Below are 24,713 nucleotides of genomic sequence, written 5' to 3'. Positions count from 1 at the left end.
GCGATTTTTGGAAGGCTGCCCTGCGAATCACGCCTGAATTTCGTGCCGAGGGCACGGTCCTGCTCACGCGGGTGGCACTTTTACCGGCGCTCGTTACTTATGTAGGGTCCGAATGTAGGGTTCGAACCCCAAGGCCCAATCCCACCACAGAGACGATGTGACGTCCTTTCTCGATCCCCTCATTTCATTCGTCTCGGCCCATCCGTGGCTGGCCTATCTGACCCTCTTCCTGGCGGCCCTGCTGGAGGCGGTTCCGGTGGTGGGCTCGGTCATCCCCGGCTCGACCATCATCCTGGCGCTGAGCGCCCTGGTCCCAGGCGGCGAGCTCAGGCTGCAATGGGTGTTGCTGGCGGCAGCGCTCGGCGCAGTGCTCGGCGATGGTTCGGCTTACTGGATCGGGCACCGGCAGCAGCGGGAGATCCTCAACACCTGGCCGATGACCAATTATCCGCGTGTGGTCGAGCAGAGCGAGACTTTCTTCCACCGCTTCGGCACCTGGGCGGTGTTCTTCGCCCGCTTCGTGCCGCCGATCCGGGCCTTCGTCCCGGTCACCGCGGGCGCGCTGGGCATGCCCCCGGCCCGCTTCTACGCCATCAACATCCCCGCAATCCTGGTCTGGGCGCCGGCGCATGTGCTGCCGGGTGTTTTGGCGGTGTCGGCCCTGCACGAATATGCCGGGCTGCCGCACCATGGGCATCCGTACAAGCACATGTGGATTTTGACCGTGGTCGGCGTGGCAATCGTCGTAGGCGCGGCGGTTTGGATCTATCGCCGCCGGAACGGCGGCGGTGTCGCGGTGGCGAAGCCGCGGGGGTGATAGAGTGTATCCAGGCGCACCGCCTCATCCTGAGGGCCCGCCAACGGCGGGCGTCTCGAAGGATGGCCGCGGGCGAAAGCCGGGCCTGCATGGTTCGAGACGCGCGTTCCGCGCTCCTCACCATGAGGGTTTTTGATTATCCCTTGGAATCCGCAACCCCCGCCCTTCGTCCCGGTGCCGGTCCCACATACCTTGCCCTTGGCCTGATCAGCTTGCCGAACTGCAATTGCTCGCTGGCATGGGCGACCCAGCCGACGCTGCGGGCCATCGCAAACAACGCGAGCTCGCTGCCTCCCGGCAGGCGCAGCGCGTGCACGAGCACCGCGAGCGCGTAGTCGATATTGACGAGTTCGCCGGTCGCCTCCGCGATGCGCTCCGGCACCTCTTTGGTGAATTTGCGCGGTGCGCCGGCGCGGGCCAGGGCATTCAGCAGCGACTGCGCGCGCCGATCGCCCCGCTTGTAGACACCGTGACCGAAGCCCGCAAAGCGTTCGCCGAGCGCGACGCGTTCGCGGACCATCGGCTCGACGTCACGATCCACCAGCGCCTTGACGAGTTGCGAGGCGAGCACGCCGGCGCCACCGTGCTTCGGTCCCTTCAGCGCGGCGAGGCCGGCGATGACGGAATCATAAAGATTGAGGCCGGTCGAGGCCGCGCAGCGCGCGGTGAAGGTGGACGCGTTCAATTCATGCTCGGCGAGCAGAACCAGCGCGCGGCGGATGAGATCGGCCGCGTGCTTGTTGTCGGGCGCCCAGGCCCTCGCGATCTGCTGGTGCAGCGGCTCGGCGGACGGATCCGTGTTGAGCATGGTCGCGACCAGAAGCCGGACGATGCGCGCACCGACCATGGCGCGGCCATCCGGCGCACGCGTGAACGCGCGGGGATCGGCGCTCGATGCGAGCGCCAGCACGGCAATGGCGCGATCGATCGGTGCCGCCCGGCGCGCGGCCTGCGCGATCAGGCGCATCTCGTCGGACATCGCAGGCTGATTATGCGGGGCGAACGGATCGACGCCGGAGACGTCCCACAGCAGCGTCGCCGTGTGCTCCAGCGTATCGTTTTCGGCGAGATCGACGCAGTTGACGCCGCGATAGATCGCGCCGTCCTCGGTGATGGTGGAGATCTCCGTGTCCATGACCGGCAGATCGGCATCGAAGCTGCGCAGGCCGCGCGGCTCCGGCGACGGCACCCGGCGCTCCTTCAGCGCCCGGACGTCCTCGGCGCGATAGCGGTTCTTGCGCGAGTCCGGCGTCGGCTCGGAGCGGACCAGGCCGCGGCTGACATAGGCGTAGAGCGTGGCCGGCGAGATCGCGAGCTCGGCGGCGGCTTCCCGGGCGGAGAGGTAGAGACCTTCCGAATTTTTCATATTGATTTATGTAATCAAGATTGATCAATCTGTCGAGAGGCCCGACCTTTGGCTGGTGCAAAGGAGATTTGGGCCATGAACATCCACCTCACCAAAAGCCAGATCGGGCTGGACGGCGTTCCTGCAGCCGAAACCGTGCTGAGCCATGTCGACGGCGAGCGCGGCGAGTTGATCATCGCCGGGGAGCATGTTGGCCGACTGGCGAGCCAGTCGAGTTTTGAGGGCGTCACCGCCCGGCTCTGGAACGGCGCCAGCACGACCACGCTGAGCGAAGCTAATGTGCGCGCGAGCCTGGGCGCCGCACGCGAGCGCGCCTTCGCGCGGCTGGATGAGTTGCTGCCAGCAACGCGCGGCATGGGCATCATCGACGGGTTTCGCGCGGCGGTCGCGGGACTTCGCGCCGAGCACGGCCTTGCCCATGAGGCGACAATCGTCGGCGCATTCCCGGTGATTGCGGGCGCGCTCGTCCGCCGCGCCAGGGGTCTCGATCCCGTGGCGCCCGATCCGAACGTGAGCCATGCTGCCGATACGCTTCGCATGCTGCACGGGCACGCGCCCGAACCACGCGAGGTCACGGCGCTGGACGCCTATCTCGTCACCGCCAGCGACCACGGCATGAACGCCTCGACCTTCACCGCGCGCGTGGTGGCCTCAACGCAGGCTGATCTGTTTGCCGCCGTCACCGCCGGCTATTGCGCGCTGACGGGTCCGCTGCATGGCGGCGCGCCGGAGCCGGTGCTGGAAATGCTCGACGCGATCGGTTCGCGCGAGCGCATCCAGCCCTGGGTGGACGCTGCACTCGCCCGCGGCGAGCGGATGATGGGTTTTGGCCACCGCGTCTATCGCGTGCGCGACCCCCGCGCAGATGTGCTCAAGACCGCGATCGAGGCGCTGGCATCGGACGGCGCCGGCCTGCCCTTTGCCGGCGAGGTCGAGGCCTATATCCGCAGCGCGCTGCGCAAGAAGAATCCGGAGCGGCCGCTGGAGACCAATGTGGAGTTCTTCACCGCGATCCTGCTCGATGCGCTGGCGATCCCGAGGCAGGCCTTCACGCCCATCTTCGCGGTGGCGCGCGCCGCCGGTTGGACGGCGCATGCGCGCGAGCAGCAGCGGACCGGGCGGTTGATCCGGCCGAGCTCGTCATATGTGGGGGCGATGCCGGAGGCGTGAGGGACCGCGGATATCTCCGCAAGCCGGGAATCGTAGGGTGGGCAAAGGCGCACTTGCGCCGTGCCCACCATCGATCCAACACCGCAACAGAAGTGGTGGGCACGCTTCGCTTTGCCCTCCCTACGATACTACGGCGCGGGGAGAGGCCTACGCCTCGCGCACCACGGTCTTCAGGTAATTATACGCCTTGATGATCTCGATCAGGCGGTCCTCGGTGGAGCGGTCGCCGCCGTTGGCGTCGGGGTGGTGCTGCTTCACGAGCGCCTTGTACTTGGACTTGACGTCGGCGAGCGTGGACTCGGGGCCGAGGCCCATCACCTGGAGCGCCTTGCGCTCGGCATTCATGATCTTGCGCGTCTCGGCCTTGGGCGCGGCCTGCGGCCCGGCGCGCCAGCCGGTGCGGCCGTTGAGCTCCTGGAACATGCTGAACGGATCGAAGGCGCCGTCGATCTCGGCTTCCGCGCCTTTCTTGACGCCGCCATTGGCGCCCATCTTCCAGGTCGGACGATGGCCGGTCAGCGCATCCTTCTGATAGCGCGCGACAGCGTCGGCATTCATGCCGGAGAAGAAATTGTAGTTCTGGTTGTACTCGCGCACATGGTTCAGACAAAAGTGCCAGTACTCACGCTGGTTGTCGCGACCCTTGGGCGCACGATGCGCGCCCTTGTTCTGGCACCCGGTCCATTCGCAATTGACCACGGCGTCGCGCGGCTTCACTTCCGGTTGCTTGCCTTTCGGCTTGACCCGGATGGAGTCGAAGAACTTTGATGAATCGATCGGCATGGCTGACTTTGACTACGCAATGCAAAAACCTTCAAGTCTTGACATTGCAATTAGCTGAAAAGCATAGCCGAAGCTATGCTGAGGCGTCCTTGAACGGCCGCCAGAGGCGGCCTATGCAATACGGAGAGCGATCTCGCACCGTAATGACCCAGATGGCCATCAGAGACACTATCAGCAACAAGTTGCAGGAAGCTTTCACGCCGGAAAGCCTGCAAGTCGTCGACGAGTCACATTTGCATGAGGGCCACGCCGGCCATCGGCCGAGCGGCGAGACGCACTTCCGCGTTTATATTGTGTCTTCCGCCTTCAAAGGGAAGAGCCGGGTCGATCGCCACCGCATGATAAATTCGGCGCTGGCCGCGGAACTCTCCGGCAGCGTGCACGCGCTGGCGATCCACGCGCAAGCGCCGGGGGAAGGCGGGAGCTAGCTCGCCAGTTCAAGCGTCGGACGGCGCCATTTCTCCTCATCCTGAGGAGCGCGCAGTAGCGCGCGTCTCGAAGGATACAGGCCCCCGCGGCGGCATCCTGGCCTGCATGGTTCGAGACGCGCCTTTCGGCGCTCCTCACCATGAGGGGCAACAGGGTCATGCGAATCCTAAAACGACGTCCCCGCCCGCCGCCGCTTGGCTTCCTCCATTTCCGTCTCGCGCGGCACCGGTGAAATACGGAGTGCGGTGATGCGGTTGCGTTCGCGGCGGAGGACGCGGAAGCGGAAGCCGTGAAAGGTGAAACTCTGGCCGCGGTCGGGGATCGAGCGCGCCTCGTGAATGACGAGGCCGGCGACCGTCGTTGCCTCTTCGTCGGGCAGGTGCCAGTCCATGGCGCGGTTGAGGTCGCGGATCGGCACCGAGCCGTCGACGACGACCGAGCCGTCCGGCTGGGCCCGCACGCCCGCGACCACGACGTCATGCTCGTCGGAGATGTCGCCGACGATCTCTTCCAGAATGTCTTCCAGCGTCACGAGCCCTTCAACTTCGCCGTACTCGTCGACGACCAGGGCGAAATGGGTCTTGCGGCGGCGGAACGCCTTGAGCTGCTCGGAGACGGGCCGCATCTCCGGCACGAACCAGGGCGGCAGCGCGATGGTGGAGACGTCGATGCGCGAGGTCTCGCCGTCGGCCGCGCGGATCGCGCGCAGCAAATCCTTGGCGTGGAGCACGCCGATGATGTTTTCCGGCTTCTCGCGCCACAGCGGGATGCGGGTGTATTCGGCCGCCAGCACCTCGCGCACCAGATCCTCCGGCGGCAGGTCGGCGTTGATCATCGTCATCTCGGTGCGATGGATCATGACGTCGGAGACCTGGAGCTCGCGCAGATCGAGCAGCCCTCCGAGCATGTCGCGGTCGTGCTTCTCGAACTTGCCTTCATGATGCAGCAGGTCGACCGCGCCGCGGAGGCGCTCGGTCGGCGACAGGATCGCCTGGTGCTCGCCGGCAAGGCCAAACAGGCGCATCAACAGCCGCACGATGACTTCCACGATCCGCAGCAGCGGCCCCAGCACGTACATCGTCAGCCGCATCGGGCGCGCGACCGCGAGCGCCATGCGGTCGGGCGCGTTGATCGCGATGGTCTTGGGCAGCACCTCGGCGAAGATCACGACCAGTGCGGTCATCAAGCCGGTGGCATAGAGCACGCCGACGTCGCCGAACCAGGCCGTGAAGATGCTGGTGGCCAGTGCGGATGCACTGATATTGGCGATGTTGTTGCCGAGCAGCAGCGCGCCGATCAGGCGCTCGCGCATGTCGAGCAGTTGCGAGACCACGTCGGCGTCGCGATTACCCTGCTTGGAGAGCCGCAGCATGCTGGCGCGCGAAGCGCCGGTCAGTGCGGTCTCGCTCGCGGCGAAGAAGCCGGAGACGAGCAGGCAGAGAATGACGATGGTGAAGCCGAGCCAATCCATGAACCACTCTGGTTTCTTGTTTTGACGCGTTTTCTTGACGCGAACCGGTACCCACTTCGCTCGAAAACGCTTTAGCGCCGTTCAACCGCGTGTCACGCCTTGAGGGCGAGCTTGTCCTTCAGGAAGTCGCGCACCGGAGCCGGCTCGACGTTCTTCACGACGACGGCCCGCCCCACGGCCTCCAGCAGGATGAAGGTGAGCCTGCCGCGCTCGACCTTCTTGTCCTGCGCCATCAGCGCCAACAGCGCGTCGGCATCGGCAAGCCCCTCCTGCGCGAAGCCCGCGATGTCCTGCAAGCGCGTCGGCAGGCCGGCTTCGATCAGGTGGCGCTCGACGCGCGCGGCGTCCGCGTCGCCGATCATGCCGAGCTTCGCGGAAAACTGCGCCGCCAGCGTCATGCCGATAGAAACACCCTCGCCGTGAAACAGGCGGTCGGAGAAACCGGTCGCGGCTTCCAGCGCGTGACCGAACGTGTGGCCGAGATTGAGCAGCGCGCGCTCGCCGGTCTCGCGCTCGTCGCGCGAGACCACGCCGGCCTTGGCGCGGCAGGAGGTCGCGATCGCATGCTCGCGCGCCGAACCGCCTTTGGCGATGTCGGAATGGTTTTTCTCGAGCCAGGCGAAGAACGCCTCGTCGCCGAGCACGCCGTATTTGGCCACCTCGGCGTAGCCGGCGCGGAACTGCCGCGGCGACAGCGTATCGAGCACGGCGGTGTCGGCGATCACAAGCACCGGCTGGTGGAAGGCGCCGAGCAGGTTCTTGCCCTGCGGCGAGTTGATGCCGGTCTTGCCACCGACGGAGGAATCGACCTGCGCCAGCAGCGAGGTCGGCACCTGCACGAAGTCGACGCCGCGGCGCAGGATCGCCGCCGCAAAACCGGCGAGATCGCCGACCACGCCGCCGCCAAGCGCGATGACGAGATCGTTGCGCTCGATCTTCGCGGCGATCAGGGCTTCGCTGACCTTTTCGAGACCGGCATAGGTCTTGGAGATCTCGCCTTCCTCGACGACGATGCGCGATGTCGGAATGCCCGCGGCTGCGAGCGAAGACTCGGCGGGCTCGAGCCAGTATTTCGCGACGGTGCGATCCGTCACGATCGCGGTGCGTACGCCGGGGCGCAGGCGCGCGACCCGTTCGCCGAGCGAGGCCAGCACGCCGCGGCCGATGACGATGTCATAGGCGCGATTCTCCAGCGCGACCTCGACGTTGACGGGATCGGAATGTTTCAAAGGCGCGGTCATCGTGCGGCACTCGCGATGTCGGCTGATGGCGGGGACGCCCGTTCGCCGCAAAGATGCGCGCGTAGCGTCTCGATGGTCTCGTCAACGATTCTGTCGTGCGGCACGTCGCGCGAGGCGATGGTGAGGTCGGCATGGCCGTAGACCGGCTCGCGCTCGGTGAGCAGGCGCGTCACGGTTCCTTCGGGATCGGCGGTCTGGAGCAGTGGACGGTCGGCGCGCCGGCGCACGCGGCGCATGATGACATCGTGATCGGCCTTGAGCCAGATCGAGATCGCCTTCGCGGCGATGCGGGCCCGCGTCTCCTCGCGCATGAAAGCGCCGCCGCCGGTCGCCAGCACGATGGGACCGCCGTCGAGCAGACGCGCGATCACCCGGGCCTCGCCGTCGCGGAAATGCGGCTCGCCGTGGCGCTCGAAGATTTCCGGTATGGTCATGCCGGCCGCCGCCTCGATCTCGGTGTCGGCATCGACGAAGGGCAGCTTGAGCCGGAGAGCCATGCGGCGGCCGATGGTGGATTTGCCGACCCCCATCATGCCGACGAGCACGATCGAGCGCGTCCCCAGCGCCGACAGGATGTCGGCCTCGGGCGAGGCTTGGATCGGCAACGCGGCGTCGGGCATTTGTCTCGCTCGAATGGGTCTCGCTCGATCTGCCGCCAAAGGCGGCATCCTTTGGCCACCTATACGACCCCGCAGGGGCCCTCGCCAGAGGACTCTTGCCACGAAACGGCGAACGTGTTGGATGATTTCATTGGTTAATTTGCCCGCCAAGCCCCTGACCGAGACCCTCTCCGAGATCCTGCCGATGCCCAGCCTGTTCCGCTTCCTGACGGTCGTCGCCGTGATCGCCGGCATCGTCTACGGCGTGGTCTTCGCGCTGGCGAACTTCGTCAATCCAAAGCCGCGGGAAATGACGGTGACGATCCCGCCGGATAAGTTTCTCAAGAAATAGGGGCTAGCCTCCGGGGCATGCGTGCCAGATCTTCCGATAACAAGCCCTCAGATACAAAACTTACCGGCCTGTTCCTCGACATGCTCGCGGCGGAACAGGGCGCCGGCCCCAATACGCTCGACGCCTACCGCCGCGACCTCACCGACTTCTCCGAATTTCTCGGCCGCGTCGGCCATGCATTCGCGGACGCGGAAACACAGACGCTGCGCGACTATCTCGCCGATCTCGACACGCGCGGCTTCAAGTCCACCAGCGTCGCGCGACGGCTGTCGGCGCTGCGGCATCTCTATCGCTTCCTCCTGAACGAACGCATCAGAACCGACGATCCCGCGGCGATCCTGTCCGGCCCCAAGCGCGGCCGCGGGCTGCCGAAGGTGCTGTCGATCGCGGATGTCGATCGCATGCTCCGCCGCGCCAAGGAATTGAGCGAGGCTGAGGATGCCTCGCCGTCGAAACGGCTGCGCGCCCTGAGACTCTATTGTCTACTCGAGGTCCTCTACGCCACCGGCCTGCGCGTCTCCGAGCTGGTGGCGCTGCCGCGCACGGCGGCGAAGCGCGACGCCCGCATGATCGTGGTGCGCGGCAAGGGCAACAAGGAACGGCTGGTGCCGCTCAACGAGGCCTCGCGCCAGGCGATGGCCGATTATCTCGCGGCGACAGAGGCGGCCAAGGACAACAAGGCAGACAAGAAGAACAGCGTGGCGGCCTCGAAATGGTTGTTCCCCTCGTTCGGCGAGAGCGGACATCTGACGCGGCAGCATTTTGCCCGCGACTTGAAGGAGCTCGCGGTCGCTTCAGGGCTGCAGGCCCGGCTGGTCTCCCCCCATGTGCTGCGCCACGCCTTCGCCAGCCACCTGCTGCACAACGGCGCCGATTTGCGTATCGTGCAGACGCTGCTCGGCCACACCGACATCTCGACCACCCAGATCTACACCCACGTGGTCGAGGAGCGGCTGAAGAGCCTGGTCCGCGACCTGCACCCGCTGGCGGAGAAGTAGTTGCTGCCCTAGCTGCAGTAGCCCGGATGAGCGAAGCGACATCCGGGATTGACGATTGGGGCGACCTGCGCCGGATATCGCTTCGCTCATCCGGGCTACGGTACGGGTCGGAGCCCGAAACCGCCTTGACTTCGGCCACATCTCCGCAGAAAGAGCCGAGGCCTCACGATGATTTGGCCTGCGCTCGTTGCGAGCACACAAGCCAACTCATTGACGAACCTACATTTCTTTCCACGACATCGAATCCGCTTCGCCGCCTCGCCCCGTTCTCCCTATATTGAGTTGATGCCAGACCAGATGCGCAGCTATCTCGATTTCGAAAAGCCCGTCGCCGAGCTCGATTCCAAGCTCGACGAATTGCGGACGCTTGCGGCCTCCGGCAGCGACATCGCCGAGGAGATCGGGCGGATCGAGGACAAGGCGGCGCAGGCGATGGCCGACCTCTATCTGAACCTGACGCCGTGGCAGAAGACGCTGGTTGCGCGGCATCCGCAGCGGCCGCATTTCAACGACTTCATCAAGGGCCTGATCACCGAGTTCACCCCGCTCGCCGGCGACCGCAAGTTCGGCGAGGACGAGGCGCTGGTGGCCGGCTTCGGCCGCTTCCGCGGCGAGGCCATCTGCGTGATGGGCCAGGAAAAGGGCGATTCCACCGAGAGCCGCATCAAGCATAATTTCGGCATGGCGCGGCCCGAGGGCTATCGCAAATGCGTGCGGCTGATGGAGATGGCGGAGCGGTTCGGCCTGCCGGTGCTGTCGCTCGCCGATTCCGCCGGCGCCTATCCCGGCATCGGCGCGGAAGAGCGCGGTCAGGCCGAGGCGATCGCGCGTTCGACCGATGCCTGCATGGCGCTGACCGTGCCGAACGTCGCCATCATCACCGGCGAGGGCATGTCGGGCGGCGCCATCGCCATCACCACCGCCAACAAGGTCCTGATGCTGGAGCACGCGATCTACAGCGTGATCTCGCCCGAGGCGGCGTCCTCGATCCTCTGGCGAGACGGCTCCAAGGCGCAGGAAGCCGCTAACAACATGAAGATCACCGCCCAGGACATGCTCCGCTTCGGCGTGATCGACAGCATCCTGAAGGAGCCGGTCGGCGGCGCCCATCGCGACCCCGCCGCCATGATCGCCACCACGGGCGACGCCATCGCCAAGGCTTTTGACGAGCTGCGGGGCCTGGACGGCGACGCCATCCGCAAGCATCGGCGGCAGAAATTCCTCGATATCGGCCGGAAACTGGGCTGATTCGGGCGGTTTGGGACCGCAGCGGCGGTGCGCTCCCTCCCCCGCTTGCGGGGGAGGGTCGGGGAGAGGGTATTTCCTCTCGCGATACTCCCGATGCGGCACGAGCCCTCTCCCGGCCTCCCCCGCAAGCGGGGAGGTGAAGAGCCCCCGGTAACCCCGCGTTAACCCTTTTTTTGCCCAAATCAGCGATCTCTGTACCGGTTTGGCCGCGAGGCCCAAGTTACGGCCCAGTTTAAGTCTTCGTTGACCACGCCTTTGGGCCAACGGGCTCGTGATCCCCGTTCGGGTTGCGACCACATGACCCAGAGGTTAGAATTTTAATCAATGGCTTCAGGGCATAAGCGCTGGAGCGTGATTGCGAAAAAGCCCGTCGCGACGGGTCCGGGTCTCCGGTCGGATCATGCTTCAAGATTGGGGTTTGCGCGCGATGCCCTGGACGGTGTGGGGTCCATCTTGATTTCTCGTTCGCTTGCTCGCGCGTTTCTGGTTTCGGTGGCGCTTGCCGCCAGCTTTGTGCTGGCCGGGTGCGACACCGACCAGGTTTCGCTTGCGACCAATGCCAAGGCCAACCAGCCGGTGCCGCCAAAACTTCTCGCCGCGATGGTCGAGAAGGACATGGATCTGCAATCGCCGATCCTGGTGCGCCTGTTCAAGCAGGAGGCCGAGCTTGAGGTCTGGAAGCAGACCCGCAACGGCCAGTTCGCGCTGCTCAAGACCTATCCGATCTGTCGCTGGTCCGGCGATCTCGGCCCGAAGGTGCGCGAAGGCGACCGCCAGGCGCCGGAAGGATTCTACTCGATCAATCCGGGCCAGATGAATCCGCAGTCGGCGTACTATTTGTCGTTCAACACGGGCTATCCGAACGCGTTCGACAAGGCTTTGGGCCGCAGCGGCTCGCAGCTGATGGTGCATGGCGATTGTTCCTCGCGCGGCTGCTACGCGATGACGGACGAGCAGATCGCCGAGATCTATTCGCTCGGGCGCGAGTCCTTCTTCGGCGGCCAGAAGGCGTTCCAGCTGCAGGCCTATCCGTTCAAGATGACGCCGGTGAACATGGCCAAGCACCGGAACAATCCGAACATGCCGTTCTGGAAGATGATCAAGGAAGGCTATGATCATTTCGAGGTGACGCGGCAGGAGCCGAAGGTCGATTTCTGCGAAAAGAAGTACGTGTTCGACGCGGCGAAGCCGCCCGACGCCAAGCGTGATCCGGTGTTCGACGCGTCCGCAAAGTGCCCGGCCTATGTGATCCCCGAGGAGATCGCCAGCGCCGTGCGCGAGAAGGATGCACGCGACCAGGCCGAGTACAACAAGCTGGTCTCGCGCGGCACGCCCGTTGCGCGCATGAACACCGGCATCGACGGCGGCATGAACAAGATCTTTGCCGCGAAGATTCCGGAGGGCTCGACCGGCCTGTCGGAAGGCGCCGAAGGCACCACGCTCCAGATGCTGGCGATGGCGAAGGCGCCGGGCACGATTCCTGGACACGTCAATCCGCCGAAGCCGAATCTCGATGCGGCCGCGCCCTCGCCGCAGGAAGAGCCGGTCGTCGCCGTCAGCGCGCCCGCCGCCAACACGCGTGTCGCCACCGCTGCTCCGGCGGAGAAATCCGGCTTCTTCTCCAACCTCGGCCGCAAGATGGGCATCGGCAACGCCGACGCCACGGCGACCACGCCGCCGCCGCAGGCCACGGCATCCGTCGCCCCGGCTGCGACTTCCACGACGCCGCCTACCGCGGCGTCCCGGCTGAAGGCCGCGGTAACCCGGTTCGTGCCGGGACACGACAAGTCCAAGGATGCAGGGAAGGATGCGCCGAAGCCAGCCGTTGCCGTCGCCAAGCCCGCCGAACCAGCGAAGCCCGACACCCGCCTCGCGGCGACCCGCCCGACGCTGAAGCCGTCGGTGTCCGATGGCGCGGGTGAAGCGACCCAGATCATGGGCGCCGCGCCGGTGGTCCAGTCGAACTCGTTCGACAGCCGGTTCGGGGCGGTGAAGTAAGCGGGCGGGAACCTCTCGCCCTATCCCGATTTTTACCGAGCTGACGGCGGTCCCGAATGATCAGGGCATATCATTCCATGCTGGTCTCCAAATGGGGTAACAGCCTCGCAGTCCGCCTGCCTAAGGCACTCGTTGAGGCTTTGAACCTCTCCCCCGGTGACGAGCTCAATGTCGTAGAGACTTCGACAGGCCAGATCGCAGTAGAGAAGGTCGACAGACGAGCGGAATTTCTCAGGCAAGCCGACCAGTTCCGGATTCCCCTGCCCGAGGGTTACAAATTCGACCGGGACGAAGCGAACGAGAGATAAGCCCGTTCTTCGACAGCAACATCCTGGTCTATGCCTTTTCGGCCGACATCCGGCGCGAGCGCGCGCTGACCACAATTGCCGGCGGCGGCGTCATCTCACTGCCGACACGCACGCTACGGCGCTTGCGCTTGCGCGCGACCATACGCTTGCCTTTTTGCGATGCTCTGATCGTAGCGACCGCAATCGAGGCTGGCTGCGAGACCCTGTATAGCGAGGACATGCAGCACGGACGCAGCATCGGCGGGCTGTCCATCGTCAATCCATTTTTCGGAAGCACTTCACCGTCACCCTGAGGTGTCCGCTTCTTCAGCTACCCTCGAAGGCCGACGGCCCGCTTGGCCGCGCGGCCGTGCATCCTTCGAGGCTCGCTGCGCGAGCGCCTCCAGCGACAATGGCTTCGCCATTGCGCGGGGATGACCGGACTGGCAGGGCGCCCTACGGCGCCAGATACCGCAGCAGCTCCGGATTGCCCCTCACCTCGCCTGCCTCGCCTTGCAGCGCGACTCGTCCGCGGTCGAGCACGTAGGCGTAGTCCGCGACGCGAAGCGCGAGGTCGAGGTGCTGCTCGACGATGATCACGGCGATGGTTTTCGCGAGCTCGATCAGGCGCTCGGTAATTTCCTCGATCACGCCGATCCAGACGCCCTCGGTCGGCTCGTCGAGCAGAAGCAGTTTTGGATCGCCCAGCATGGCACGGCCGATGGCGAGCATCTTGCGCTCGCCGCCGGACAGCGTGCCGGCGGGCTGGTCGAGGCGCTGGCCGAGTTTTGGGAAGATGGTCAGCACGTGGTCGACCGCGTCGGCCTTCCTGCTCGCGAGCGAGCCGACCGCGAGATTGTCGCGCACCGACAGACGCGCGAACACCGAATGCTCCTGCGGCACGTAGCCGATGCCGGCGCGGACGCGCTCCTGGGTCGCGCGGCGGCTGATGTCGCGGCCATCGAAGGCGACCTCGCCCTTCCACGCCGGCAACTCGCCGACGATGGTCTTCATCAACGTGGTCTTGCCGGCGCCGTTGCGGCCGAGCACGGCGACACCGCCGCGCCAGGGAATGCCGAGGTTGACGTCGAACAGGACCTGGCTGCGGCCATAGCCGGCGTCGAGATGCTTGATGTCCAAAAATTCAGGCACGGCGCAAATAGATCTCCTGGACGGCCTTGTTGGCCTGGATCTCCGACACCGTGCCGGACGCCAGCACCTTGCCCTGGTCGAGCACGGTGAGACGATCGCAGATGTCGCGGATGAAATCGAGGTCGTGCTCGACGATGACAAGCGAGCAATGCTTTTTGATCGGCTGCAGCAATTCGCCGGTAACGCGGCGCTCCTCCAGGCTCATCCCGCCGGTCGGCTCGTCCAGCAGCAGGAGTTTCGGCTTGCCGGCCAGCGCCATCGCGATCTCCAGCCATTGCTGCTGACCGTGCGACAGCGCTGCGGCCGCATCGAAAGCGCGGTCGGCGAGGCGGAACTGCGTCAGCATGGTCATGACCTGATCGTGCAGGAGCCCGCGCGTGCGCGAGAACACGAGATCGAACAGCGAAGATTGCGCCTGCAGCGCGAGCAGGATGTTGTCGTAGAGCGTCAGCGTCGGCAGCACGGATGTGATCTGGAATTTCAGGCTCATGCCGGCGCGGGCACGCTCGGTCGGCGTGAACGCGGTGATGTCGGTGTTGATGAAACTCACCTTGCCCTGCGTCGGCACCTCGGCGCCAGCGATGCACTTCATCAGCGTGCTCTTGCCGGAGCCGTTCGGTCCGATCAGGCCGTGAAACTCGTTCTCGCCGACAGTGAGCGCGGCGCCGTCGAGCGCGGTGAGCTTCCCGAAAATCTTCTTGACGCCGGTGGCTTCAAGGAGCGGCATCGCGCTTCTCCTTCCCGGTTTTCCTGGACTTGCCACCAAAGCTGCCGACCCGCTCGCGCTCGCCGAGCACAAAACTGATCAGACCGAGCGGCCGGAACAGGATCACGAGCAACAGCAGCACGCCAAGGATGATCGGCCAGACCTCGCGGTAATTGTCCGAGAGCCAGAAGCTGACGCCCTCGACGATGACGGCGCCGATGACGGCGCCGATCAGCGTGCCGGAACCGCCGAACAGGACGTAGAGCACGACTTGCGTCGAGACCACGACGCCGACCATGTTGGGCCAGACGAAACCCTCGTGGAAGGCGTAAAGGCTGCCGGCAAGACCCGCCACCGCGCCGCCGATCGCGAAGATGATCGCCTTCAAGTGCTGCGTCTTGTAGCCGAAGAAGGCGATGCGCTGCTCGTTCTCGCGCAAGCCCGCGAGCGCCAACCCGAACTGCGAGCGCACCAGAAAACGGCAGAGGAGATAGACCACGACAAGAAGGCCAAGCACGAGATAGTAGAACGGCGGCCCTTCCGAGAATTCGTAACTGCCGAGCGTCATCGACGAGATCGAGGGGATACCGTTCTGGCCGCCGAGATAGTACCAGCCGCGCGCCAGCCGGTCGGCGGCGTAGGAGCCGGTTAGCGTGCCCAGCGAGACGAAGATCACGCTGGAGGGATGTCGTCCCAGCAGCAGGAAGCCGCCGAGCAACAGCGCGAACGTGAGCCCGATCAGCGTTCCCGCGGGCAGCACCAGGAAGATGTTGGTGATGTCGAGGTCGCGCGCGAGCAACGCCACGCCATAGCCGGCCGAGCCGAAGAACAGCGCCTGGCCAAAGCTCATGATGCCGGCATAGCCCCACACCAGGTCGAACGAGAGCGCGAACAGCGCGAGGATGATCACCCGCGTCGCGAACACCGTGAGGTAGTCCTGCAGCACCAGCGGCGCGACCAGCGCCGCAACGAGCACGACGCCCTCCACGATCGGCAGGACTTTTCGTCCTGCCGCGACCTGTTCCGCTACCGCGCGCTCAGCCATCGCATCGTCCGCTTCGTCGCCGGCGATGGCCTCTCTTACCACACTCATCGACTTCGGCATTCCGCCTCAGCATTCCTTGGGATCGACGAGCCCGTCGCTGCGTCCGACGATCTCGTAATTCCCGCCCTTGGCGACCGCGGTGTACATCTTCATCTTGCAATGCCGCTTGCCCGGTACCATCTCGGCCGGTCCGCCGGGGCCTTCGGCGATCTTGGCGTGGTCGAGCGTCGCGGCGACCGACTCGCGGTCGATCTTGCCGGCTTCCTTGACGGCGGCTTCCCACAGCTTCAGGCCGCGATAGGTGCCGGTGGCGGCGCTGCCGGCGGCGAACAGGAAGTTGCCCGGGAAATCCTTCTCGTAGGCCGCCTGGATTTTCGCGTCGAACGGGTTCTCCTTGGTCAGCACCTTGAAATAATCGAGGCAGCTGGCGAGACCCTCGATCTCGGCGGCCTGATTGATGTTGAGCGTGTTCTCGTCATAGTAGACGCAGGCCAGCCGTCCGCCATTCTTGAGGAAGCCGGCCTCATAGAGCTGCTTGAAGAACGGACCGACGCCGGGCGGGATGACGGTATTGAAGACGACGTCGACCTTGTTGGAGATGATGCGGTTGACGGTCGAGGAGAAGTCGACCTGGTCGAGCGGATAATATTCCTCGAACACGACCTCGCCGCCATTGGCCTCGATCACCTTGCGGGCGTAGACGTTGAGCGTGTGCGGCCAGACGTAGTTGGCGCTCGGCAGCGCGAACTTCTTGCCGCCGTTCTTGATCAGCCAGGGAATGAACTCGTCGCACTGCTGCGCGGGCGTCGGCCCGGTGCAGAACAGATAGGGCGTGCACTCCTTGCCTTCGTACAGCTGCGGATAGATGTAGAGCGTCTTGCCGCGCGCGACGATCGGGTCCTTGATGGCGTTGCGCATCGACGAGGTGATGCCGCCGAGCACCATGTCGACCTTGTCGCGCTGGATTAGCTTGCGGACGTTGCCGACAGCGACGGACTCGTTGGAGGCCGTGTCCTCGATATAGAGCTCGAGCGGGCGGCCGAGCAGGCCGCCGCCGGCGTTGATCTCCTTGATCACCATCTTGGCGACGTTGGCGTCGGCATTGCCGGCGTAGGCGATCGGCCCGGTGAGGTCGGTGGCGATGCCGACCTTGATCGGGGCTTCGGCCGCATTGGCCCAGGGCGCGGGGATCACCCAACTGCCGACGCCGGTTGCGACCGCGCCGGAGGCAAAGGCGAAATTCGAGAGGAAGCGGCGGCGGGAGAGCTGAGTGCGATCGGACATGTGACTAAACCCCTTTTCCAGCGATGAGGCCCTGCGGCCGGAATTTGATGAAGATGATGGCAAGAACGAAGACGAGGACATCGGCGACGACCGGCGCCATCACCCAGGGCAGCGCGGCACTGAGCGTGCCGATGACGCCGGCGCCTGCGACCGGCCCGATGAAGGAGCCGACGCCGCCGACCATCACCGCGACGAAGCCCTGGATCAGGAAGCGCAGGCCGAGATCGGCGAACAGGCTGAACACCGGCACGATCAGAGCGCCGGCAAGGCCGGCAAGTGCCGCGCCGAAGGCGAAGGTGGCGCCGTAGATCAGCGGCGTGGAGATTCCGGAGGCGCGTGCCAGCGAGGGATTTTCCAGCGTGGCGCGCACGCGCAGGCCGAAGCTGGTGCGCGCCAGCAACAGATAGCAGCCGCCCATCACCAGCGCTGTGATGACGATGATGGTGAAGCGCCAGGCCGAGATGTGCATGGCGCCGACATCGATCGAGCCGCCGATCGGCTCCGGCACGGTGAGATAGAAGCCGCCGATCAGGCCGCGCACGGATTCGCGGATGATCAGGCCGAGCGCATAGGTGCCGAGCATGGCGACGATGGGCGCTGCGTAGAAGCGTCGGATGATCAGCGCCTCCAGCACGAAGCCGAGCGCGCCGACGACGAAGGGCGCGGCGACCATGCCGGCCCAGATCGGCAGGCCCTTGGCGTAGGCGAGATAAGTGATGTAGGCCCCGAGCAGGACGAACTCGCCCTGCGCGAAGTTGAAGATGCCCATCATGCTGGCGATGATCCCGAGCCCCAGCACGATCAGGACGATGATCGCGCCAAAGCTCAGGATCTCGAAAGCCGCGACGAATGCGTTAGCCATGCGCCAGAGCCTTTCCCGTTCCGACGGGATCGGAACGGGGCTCCGGCTTGTTGTCTTGACGCGTCCGAAAACGCTTCCCTGTTCCGTTGGCCCGCATCAATGCCTCGCTCACATCTTCTTCCAGTCGCCGATCTGCTCGAAGGCGTGGGCGGCACGGTAGATGGTGGATTCCTCGAACATGCGGCCGACCAGCATGAGGCCGACGGGAAGGCCGTCGACCATGCCGCAGGGCAGCGACATCGCCGGATGATGAGTGATGTCGAACGGCGCGGTGTTGGAGATCATCTCCAGCGCACGCGCGACATAGTCCTCGCGGCTGGCCGTGGCTTCCGGCAGCTTCGTCGCCTTCATGGGCGTGGTCGGCAGCAGCAGCAAATCGTAGTCTTTGAAGGCCTTGTCGTAGGCCGCGGTCAGGCGTCGGGAGATGTTGAGCGCCTTGCCGTAATAGCGCGGACCGAAAGTGTTGTTGATGTAGGTGCCGAGCAGCAGGAACAGCTTTGTGGTCTCGGACAGGGAATCCGCCTGCCGGCGCCAGCCGCGATGGAAGTCCATCAACGTGGTCGAATAGAGGTCGGAGCGGGACAGACCATAGCCGTCGCCATACATCATGGTCTGGGTCATGCCCTCGGTGCCGATCGGCGTCCAGATCGCGGGGCCCATGAGATGCATCGGAATCGAAACGGTCTCGACCGTGGCGCCGAGATCCCTAAAACGCTTTGCGGCCTCCCGCACGCTCTCGTTCACGGCGGCTTCGGCATTCGCCTGCTCAAAGCCTTCCTTGAGGATCCCGATCTTCATGCCCTTGACGCCCTGGCCGAGCGCCTTGGTGTACTCCTCGACTTTGGGCGCCTTGATGCGGGGATCGTAGCCGTCGTCGCCGGCCAGCACTTCGAGCAGCAGGGCGTTGTCGGCGACGGTCGCCGTCATCGGGCCGGTGTGATCGACGAACACCTCGATCGGCATGATGCCGGTGTAGGGCACGAGGCCCCAGGTCGGCTTCATGCCATAAGTGCCGCAGAAGGAGGACGGCATGCGGATCGAACCACCCTGGTCGCCGCCGATCGCCATGTCGACCTCGCCGAGCGCGACGACGACGCCTGAGCCTGACGATGAGCCGCCGGCCGAATAGCCCATCTTGTGCGGATTGTGGACGGCGCCGACCGCATTGGTGTGGCTGCCGCCGGACATGCAGAAGGATTCGCAATGGACTTTTCCGGCAATCTCGGCGCCGGCATCGAGCATGCGGGTGACGATGGTGGCGTCGAAATCCGGGACGTAGCCTTCGAGCGTCGCCGAGCCGTTCATCATGGGAACGCCGGCGAGCATGATGTTGTCCTTGAGAGCAACCGTCTTGCCCTTGAGCTTGCCGCTCGCCGCACCCTTCACCGTCGACTTGCGATACCAGGCGTTGCGCGGGTTTTCTTCCGGCGAGGGCCGATAGCCCGGGGTGCGCGGATATTTGACCTCCGGCACCTCGTCCGGCATGGCGCCGACGAGATTGTAGGCCTCGATCGAGCCCTGCATCAGGCCGCGGAACGAGGCGACATCGTCGTCGGTCAGCGAAAGGCCGCACTGGTCGGCGACACTGCGCAATTGGGCTGGCGTGGGAAGGACAACTGTCACGGCGCTCTCCTCAAGGCTTCTTGATCCCTGGAATTGGAATCCCTGGCATTGGAGCCTCATGGGCGCGCGTGCACGGCGCGGGCCCATCGGCTCCACCTCGATATTACAGACGGAAATATTTTCCTTTTCAAGTATTATTTTGAATTCGGGCGTTTGCGGATGGCCGCGCCGGCATCAGATCGGTTTGATCAGCTTGAAATCGAGGCCATCCGCCCCGGCGAGATACATTTGCATCCGGGTATGACCGTTCCTGACGGTGACGGGGCCGCGCGCGCCGCCATAGACGATGTTGCGGCCGGCCGCGAGCATGGGCGCCATCGCCAACGTGCCCGCCTTGTTTGCTACGGCCTCAAGGAAGCGCAGTCCCTCATAGCTGGATTGACCGAGCGACCCGATCGGGGGGCCGTTCGGTCCGAACATCGCGCGATAGCGGCTCTGGAAGTCGTCATTGACCCGCGATCCGATGCCGGGGAAATAGCCGGAGGCGCAGAACAGATTCTCGCTGTTGTCGGCGCCGATTCCGAGCAGCACGGTCTCGTCCATCGCCCCGGCCAGCCGCAGCGTCGTGGCGCCGAGACCGCATTCGCCGAACGCGCGATTGAACGTGATGCTGTCGGTGCCGATCAACGAGATCAGGACGACATCCGGCCTCGCGGCACGGATGCGCTCCAGATGCGGCTCGTGGTTGTCTTCGCCGAGGGGAACGAACTCTTCGCCGACGACATGGCCGCCGGCCTCCTTGATGTAGCGCTTCACCGCGCGGTGCGACTGCCAGGGCCAGACATAGTCGCTGCCGATCAGGTACCAGCGCGCCGCCTTTTTGACGTCGGCAAGCCAGTGGATCGACGGACGGCTCTGCCAGCGCGGCGTCTCGCCGATCGCCATGACACCCGGCGTCTGCTCGCCGCCTTCGTAAACGGGTGTGTAGATGTAGGGGATGCGGTGGCGGGTGGTGACCTTGCGCAGCGCCACACGCACCGCGCTGGTATGTAAGCCGACGATGAGATCGATCTCATCGGACGCGATCGCCTGCTCGGCGCGGCTCAGAATCTCGTCGAGCGGGCCGCCGGCGTCGTAGATCGAAAGCTCGATTTCGCGCCCGAGAATGCCGCCGCGCTTGTTGATCTCGGCGACGGCGAGCTGCGCACTGCTTGTCGCGCACGGACCCCAAACGCCGGGCGAGCCGGTGCAGCAGATGAAGCCGCCGACGCGGAGCTTGTTGTGTGCGCCGCGGCGCTTCATGAAATGCGCGTCAACCGGCGACAGGTCGAAATCCGCTGCCGCGGGCGACAGATTCCTGAACAGCAAGGACGGCGGTAACGCCGGACCGCCGTGAGCCGGGAAGTTTACCGTCGCGCGCACGCCAACTCCTGTCTGATACCAGACTTGAAAGCTCATTCAGCAGGCGGCCGCGGCACCCGCCCTATTGTTGGGCAATATCCTATTTTGAAAATATTGAATATTCAAGAATTGAAGTGCATATAGATGCAGCATCGATTGCAAGACATTCACTCATTTGGGTCAAGACAAAGTCTTAGCCGTGGCAAAACCAAACACCCCGATCACCGAACACCTCGCCTACCTGCTCGCGCAAGCCAACCGGGAGATCAACCGGCAGCTCGAACTGCGGTTGAGCAAGGAAGGCGTGCCCGTCGAGCAGTGGCGCATCCTGAAAGTGCTGTCGGATGGCAACGGCCATTCGATGGGCGAACTCGCGGATGCCGTGCTGCTCAACCATCCGACGCTGACCAAGATGATCGATCGCATGGTCTCGGACACGCTGGTCTACCGCGTGCAGGACCCGAACGATCGCCGCAAGGTCCTGATGTTCATCTCCGATCGCGGCAAGGTGCTGAGCAAGAAGCTCAACTCGCTCGCGGTCGACCAGGAAGAGCACATCCTGGAGAGCTACGGCGACAAATCGACGAGCGAATTGAAGCGGCTGCTGGAGAGCTTGATCGATAGTTCGAATTGAGAATTCGTCGTCCTGGCTTTCGCCAGGACGACGATGGAGATGGAGCTGCGCGCCACATACTCGCTGTCATCGCCCGATTTAATCGGGCGATCCAGTATTCCAGAGACTGATGTGATTTGAACCGAGAAGCCGCGGCGTACTGGGTCGCCCGGTTAAACCGGGCGACGACAGTGGGGTGTGAGGCGTCGACGTCGGCGCTTCACATTCAAGCCTTACGCGTACCGCCCGTGGCAGTGCTTGTACTTCTTGCCTGAGCCGCACGGACAATCCTCGTTGCGGCCGATCTTGCCCCAGCTGGCCGGGTTCTTGGGATCGCGCAACGCGGCGTCGGTGGCCTGCGCTCCGAGCGTGACGCTGGCGAGCGCCATTTCGTCCTCGCCGGTGTTCGGGTCGAATTTGTGCGCTTCCATCTGAGGCAGCACCGGGGCTTCCTGCTCCGGCGGCACGATCTCGACCCGCATCAGCTGCGCCGTAACGGCCTCGCGCAGATGCGCGCTCATCTCCTGGAAAAGGTTGAACGCCTCGGTCTTGTACTCCTGCAGCGGATCGCGCTGGCCGTAGCCGCGCAGGCCGATGACCTGGCGCAGATGGTCGAGCATGATCAGATGCTCGCGCCAGAGATGGTCGAGCGTCTGCAGCAGAATGGTCTTCTCGACGTAACGCATCACGTCGGGACCCCATTGCCCGACCTTGGCCGCCATGTGCTCGTCGGCGCGGGTCTCGATGCGCGTGAGCAGCTCCTCGTCGGCGATGCCCTCTTCCTTGGCCCAGTCCTCGACCGGCAAGTCGAGATCGAGCACGCGCTTGAGCTCTTCCTTCAGGCCCGCGACGTCCCACTGTTCGGCATAGGCGTGCTCGGGCACGTGCTTGGCGACGAGATCGTCGATGAAGGCGTGGCGCATGTCGGCGACGGTCTCGGCGACGCTGTCGTCCTTCATCAGGTCGACGCGCTGGTCGAAGATCACCTTGCGCTGGTCGTTCTGGACGTTGTCGAACTTGAGCAAATTCTTGCGGATGTCGAAGTTGCGCGCCTCGACCTTCTGCTGCGCCTTTTCGAGCGCCTTGTTGATCCAGGGATGGATGATGGCCTCGCCCTCTTGCAGGCCGAGACGCTGCAGCATGCTGTCGAGGCGATCCGAGCCGAAGATGCGCATCAGATCGTCTTCCAGCGACAGGAAGAATTTCGAGCGGCCGGGGTCGCCCTGACGGCCGGAACGACCGCGGAGCTGGTTGTCGATGCGGCGGGATTCGTGGCGTTCGGAGCCCATGATGTAGAGGCCGCCGGGCTTCTTCACCGTCTTGGCGGGCTTCGAACCCTTCGCCGGCTCGATCTCGACCTCTTCTTCGGCCTTCAGCACGATGTCGCGGAAGTGCTCGATGTCGGCCTTGATCTGCTCGATCTTCAAGGCCTTCTCGGCCTCGTCCTCGATCGAAGCGGCCTCCTGCTGGATGCGCATTTCCAGCGAGCCGCCGAGCTTGATGTCGGTGCCGCGGCCGGCCATGTTGGTCGCGATCGTGATCGCGCCGGGGACGCCGGCTTCCGCGACGATGTAGGCTTCCTGCTCGTGGAAGCGCGCGTTCAGCACCGCGAACAGCTTTGCCGGCTTGCCGGCGCGGGCCGCGGCGTACAGCTTCTGCATCGAATTTTCGCTGCCGAAATCGATCTGCCGATAGCCGTGCTTCTTGAGATATTCGGCGATCACTTCCGATTTTTCGATCGAGGCGGTGCCGACCAGCACCGGCTGCAGCCGCGCGTTGGCGCGCTCGATCTCGGCCAGGATCGCGGCGTATTTCTCGTTCTGGGTGCGATAGACCTCGTCGTCCTCGTCGAGACGGGCGACCGGCAAATTGGTCGGGATTTCCACGACCTCGAGCTTGTAGATGTCGAACAATTCGTCGGCTTCGGTCAGCGCCGTGCCGGTCATGCCGGCGAGCTTTTCGTACATCCGGAAATAGTTCTGGAAGGTGATCGAGGCCAGCGTCTGGTTTTCCGGCTGGACCTGCACGTGCTCCTTGGCTTCCAGCGCCTGATGCAGGCCTTCCGAATAGCGGCGGCCCTGCATCATGCGACCGGTGAACTCGTCGATGATGACGACCTCGTCGTCGCGGACGATGTAGTCCTTGTCGCGCGTGAACAGGGTGTGGGCGCGCAGCGCCTGGTTGATGTGGTGCACGACGGAGACGTTCTCGACGTCGTAGAGCGACTCGCCCTTGAGCTGGCCGGCATCGCGCAGCAGCGTCTCGATCTTCTCCATGCCGGCTTCGGTCAGCGTCACTGTGCGCTGCTTCTCGTCGACGTCGTAGTCGGACTTGTCGAGCTTGGGCAGGAAGCCGTCGATGGTGTTGTAGAAGTCGGAGCGGTCGTCGAGCGGACCGGAAATGATCAGCGGCGTGCGCGCTTCGTCGATCAGGATGGAATCGACTTCGTCGACGATGGCGTAGAAGTGCGGCCGCTGGACCATGTCCTCGAGCCGGTACTTCATGTTGTCGCGCAGATAGTCGAAGCCGTATTCGTTGTTGGTGCCGTAGGTGATGTCGCAGGCATAGGCCGTCTTGCGCTCGGAATCGTCGAGGCCGTGCACGATCACGCCGGTGGTCAGGCCGAGGAAGCCGTAGATCTGGCCCATCCAGGCGGAGTCGCGGCGGGCGAGGTAGTCGTTGACGGTGACGACGTGGACGCCCTTGCCGGCGAGCGCGTTGAGGTAGACCGCGAGCGTTGCGACCAGGGTCTTGCCTTCGCCGGTCTTCATCTCGGCAATGTCGCCCTCGTGCAGCACCATGCCGCCGATCAGCTGGACATCGAAATGGCGCTGGCCGAGCGTGCGCTTGGCGGCTTCACGGACCGTGGCGAAAGCGGGGACCAGAAGGTCGTCCAGGGTCTTGCCCTCGGCGAGCTGCTGCCTGAACTCGACGGTGCGGGCCTTGAGGGCTTCGTCGGAGAGTTTCGAAACCTCGGGCTCCAGCGCGTTGATCGCGTTGACGCGGGACTGATATCCCTTCACCCGCCGGTCGTTGGCGGAGCCGAAAAACTTGCGGGCGAGCGCGCCGATCATGCTTAGTTCCTGTGTTCGCGATTCAACCGCGTTCGCGTTGCAGCCAAGAGGTTGTCACCCGCCTGCCTATCAACTCACCGTGACGCCTGCTGGGCGCCGGAGCCCGGACTGCGGGGGGTCCATCCGCCATATGGGTGGGAGTTGGGCAAGTCTGGGTTCAACGGCCAAAAACGCAGCAAAATAAACGCCATCGCATGGACGCGACCGGGCAGAGATATGGCCCGGTCAGGGCCTTGTCAACGGCGGGTGCATTG

General features: G+C 64.7%; 22 protein-coding genes. 9 read left to right on the top strand and 13 right to left on the bottom strand.

The features are described from left to right. The first annotated feature begins 157 nt into the window (after positions 1 to 157). Positions 158 to 817 carry a DedA family protein gene (locus BRA1253DRAFT_RS25885; protein WP_007599231.1) on the top strand — a complete coding sequence of 220 codons (660 nt, stop codon included), beginning with the start codon at positions 158 to 160 and terminating at the stop codon, positions 815 to 817. Between the two features lie 136 nt (positions 818 to 953). Here BRA1253DRAFT_RS25885 and BRA1253DRAFT_RS25880 read toward each other — a convergent pair whose 3' ends face one another. After that, positions 954 to 2,183 carry a citrate synthase family protein gene (locus BRA1253DRAFT_RS25880; RefSeq protein WP_007599230.1) on the bottom strand — a complete coding sequence of 410 codons (1,230 nt, stop codon included), beginning with the start codon at positions 2,181 to 2,183 and terminating at the stop codon, positions 954 to 956. A 75-nt stretch (positions 2,184 to 2,258) separates the two neighbouring features. Here BRA1253DRAFT_RS25880 and BRA1253DRAFT_RS25875 point away from each other — a divergent pair, with 75 nt between their 5' ends. Continuing rightward, positions 2,259 to 3,353 carry a citrate synthase/methylcitrate synthase gene (locus BRA1253DRAFT_RS25875; protein ID WP_007599229.1) on the top strand — a complete coding sequence of 365 codons (1,095 nt, stop codon included), beginning with the start codon at positions 2,259 to 2,261 and terminating at the stop codon, positions 3,351 to 3,353. 147 nt (positions 3,354 to 3,500) lie between these two features. Here the strand turns inward: BRA1253DRAFT_RS25875 and BRA1253DRAFT_RS25870 are convergent, their stop codons facing one another. Beyond that, positions 3,501 to 4,136 carry a J domain-containing protein gene (locus BRA1253DRAFT_RS25870; RefSeq protein ID WP_007599228.1) on the bottom strand — a complete coding sequence of 212 codons (636 nt, stop codon included), beginning with the start codon at positions 4,134 to 4,136 and terminating at the stop codon, positions 3,501 to 3,503. A gap of 152 nt (positions 4,137 to 4,288) precedes the next feature. Between BRA1253DRAFT_RS25870 and BRA1253DRAFT_RS25865 the strand changes: the two genes are divergently transcribed. Beyond that, positions 4,289 to 4,564: a BolA family transcriptional regulator gene (locus BRA1253DRAFT_RS25865; RefSeq protein ID WP_026232423.1), complete on the top strand. Its 276-nt coding sequence runs from the start codon at positions 4,289 to 4,291 to the stop codon at positions 4,562 to 4,564. Positions 4,565 to 4,731: 167 nt separating this feature from the next. On the opposite strand, the gene BRA1253DRAFT_RS25860 is transcribed toward BRA1253DRAFT_RS25865, so the two are convergent. The 3 genes from BRA1253DRAFT_RS25860 to BRA1253DRAFT_RS25850 form a co-directional block, all read right to left on the bottom strand. Further along, positions 4,732 to 6,036 (bottom strand): HlyC/CorC family transporter, encoded by a 1,305-nt coding sequence (locus BRA1253DRAFT_RS25860; protein WP_007599226.1) that lies wholly within the window; start codon positions 6,034 to 6,036, stop codon positions 4,732 to 4,734. 92 nt (positions 6,037 to 6,128) lie between these two features. Next, the gene (gene aroB / locus BRA1253DRAFT_RS25855) at positions 6,129 to 7,277 is read right to left on the bottom strand and encodes a 3-dehydroquinate synthase (protein WP_007599225.1); all 1,149 of its coding nucleotides are present in this window, start codon (positions 7,275 to 7,277) and stop codon (positions 6,129 to 6,131) included. Beyond that, positions 7,274 to 7,897 (bottom strand): shikimate kinase, encoded by a 624-nt coding sequence (locus BRA1253DRAFT_RS25850; protein WP_007599224.1) that lies wholly within the window; start codon positions 7,895 to 7,897, stop codon positions 7,274 to 7,276. Before BRA1253DRAFT_RS25850 ends, aroB begins: the two co-directional genes overlap by 4 nt. A gap of 184 nt (positions 7,898 to 8,081) precedes the next feature. Here BRA1253DRAFT_RS25850 and BRA1253DRAFT_RS25845 point away from each other — a divergent pair, with 184 nt between their 5' ends. From BRA1253DRAFT_RS25845 to BRA1253DRAFT_RS25825, 5 genes are all read left to right on the top strand, one after another. Beyond that, positions 8,082 to 8,228, top strand: coding sequence for a hypothetical protein (locus tag BRA1253DRAFT_RS25845; protein WP_035669499.1), 147 nt, complete (start codon positions 8,082 to 8,084; stop codon positions 8,226 to 8,228). Between the two features lie 17 nt (positions 8,229 to 8,245). After that, positions 8,246 to 9,226, top strand: a complete 981-nt coding sequence (xerD, locus tag BRA1253DRAFT_RS25840) for a site-specific tyrosine recombinase XerD (RefSeq protein WP_007599222.1) — start codon at positions 8,246 to 8,248, stop codon at positions 9,224 to 9,226. Between the two features lie 285 nt (positions 9,227 to 9,511). After that, complete coding sequence (locus tag BRA1253DRAFT_RS25835; RefSeq protein ID WP_007599220.1) at positions 9,512 to 10,474, top strand: acetyl-CoA carboxylase carboxyltransferase subunit alpha; 963 nt, start codon at positions 9,512 to 9,514, stop codon at positions 10,472 to 10,474. A gap of 453 nt (positions 10,475 to 10,927) precedes the next feature. Further along, positions 10,928 to 12,472: a murein L,D-transpeptidase family protein gene (locus BRA1253DRAFT_RS25830; protein WP_245285965.1), complete on the top strand. Its 1,545-nt coding sequence runs from the start codon at positions 10,928 to 10,930 to the stop codon at positions 12,470 to 12,472. Between the two features lie 77 nt (positions 12,473 to 12,549). After that, a complete protein-coding gene (locus BRA1253DRAFT_RS25825) occupies positions 12,550 to 12,780 on the top strand; it encodes an AbrB/MazE/SpoVT family DNA-binding domain-containing protein (protein WP_007599216.1) in 231 nt (76 codons plus the stop codon). A 435-nt stretch (positions 12,781 to 13,215) separates the two neighbouring features. Here the strand turns inward: BRA1253DRAFT_RS25825 and BRA1253DRAFT_RS25815 are convergent, their stop codons facing one another. The 7 genes from BRA1253DRAFT_RS25815 to BRA1253DRAFT_RS25785 all read right to left on the bottom strand — a co-directional run bounded on the left by BRA1253DRAFT_RS25815 (position 13,216) and on the right by BRA1253DRAFT_RS25785 (position 20,793). After that, on the bottom strand, positions 13,216 to 13,911 hold the full coding sequence (locus BRA1253DRAFT_RS25815) for an ABC transporter ATP-binding protein (protein WP_007599215.1): 696 nt from the start codon (positions 13,909 to 13,911) through the stop codon (positions 13,216 to 13,218). Further along, complete coding sequence (locus BRA1253DRAFT_RS25810) at positions 13,904 to 14,638, bottom strand: ABC transporter ATP-binding protein (protein ID WP_007599214.1); 735 nt, start codon at positions 14,636 to 14,638, stop codon at positions 13,904 to 13,906. Before BRA1253DRAFT_RS25810 ends, BRA1253DRAFT_RS25815 begins: the two co-directional genes overlap by 8 nt. After that, positions 14,625 to 15,722 carry a branched-chain amino acid ABC transporter permease gene (locus BRA1253DRAFT_RS25805; RefSeq protein ID WP_007599212.1) on the bottom strand — a complete coding sequence of 366 codons (1,098 nt, stop codon included), beginning with the start codon at positions 15,720 to 15,722 and terminating at the stop codon, positions 14,625 to 14,627. The genes BRA1253DRAFT_RS25810 and BRA1253DRAFT_RS25805 overlap by 14 nt, the downstream gene beginning before the upstream one ends. A gap of 6 nt (positions 15,723 to 15,728) precedes the next feature. Beyond that, the gene (locus BRA1253DRAFT_RS25800; RefSeq protein ID WP_007599205.1) at positions 15,729 to 16,946 is read right to left on the bottom strand and encodes a substrate-binding protein; all 1,218 of its coding nucleotides are present in this window, start codon (positions 16,944 to 16,946) and stop codon (positions 15,729 to 15,731) included. Positions 16,947 to 16,950: 4 nt separating this feature from the next. Next, on the bottom strand, positions 16,951 to 17,808 hold the full coding sequence (locus tag BRA1253DRAFT_RS25795; RefSeq protein ID WP_007599204.1) for a branched-chain amino acid ABC transporter permease: 858 nt from the start codon (positions 17,806 to 17,808) through the stop codon (positions 16,951 to 16,953). A gap of 108 nt (positions 17,809 to 17,916) precedes the next feature. Further along, positions 17,917 to 19,431: an amidase gene (locus BRA1253DRAFT_RS25790; protein ID WP_035993944.1), complete on the bottom strand. Its 1,515-nt coding sequence runs from the start codon at positions 19,429 to 19,431 to the stop codon at positions 17,917 to 17,919. Positions 19,432 to 19,605: 174 nt separating this feature from the next. Next, positions 19,606 to 20,793 (bottom strand): substrate-binding domain-containing protein, encoded by a 1,188-nt coding sequence (locus tag BRA1253DRAFT_RS25785; RefSeq protein ID WP_007599200.1) that lies wholly within the window; start codon positions 20,791 to 20,793, stop codon positions 19,606 to 19,608. Positions 20,794 to 20,971: 178 nt separating this feature from the next. Between BRA1253DRAFT_RS25785 and BRA1253DRAFT_RS25780 the strand changes: the two genes are divergently transcribed. Then, complete coding sequence (locus BRA1253DRAFT_RS25780; RefSeq protein WP_007599198.1) at positions 20,972 to 21,406, top strand: MarR family winged helix-turn-helix transcriptional regulator; 435 nt, start codon at positions 20,972 to 20,974, stop codon at positions 21,404 to 21,406. Between the two features lie 212 nt (positions 21,407 to 21,618). Here the strand turns inward: BRA1253DRAFT_RS25780 and secA are convergent, their stop codons facing one another. Next, a complete protein-coding gene (gene secA, locus BRA1253DRAFT_RS25775; protein ID WP_007599197.1) occupies positions 21,619 to 24,459 on the bottom strand; it encodes a preprotein translocase subunit SecA in 2,841 nt (946 codons plus the stop codon). Positions 24,460 to 24,713 lie beyond the last annotated feature (254 nt).

It is taken from the genome of Bradyrhizobium sp. WSM1253, from assembly GCF_000244935.1.
In the GTDB taxonomy this organism is placed as follows: domain Bacteria; phylum Pseudomonadota; class Alphaproteobacteria; order Rhizobiales; family Xanthobacteraceae; genus Bradyrhizobium; species Bradyrhizobium canariense.
This window is presented reverse-complemented; position numbering and strand designations above follow the sequence as displayed.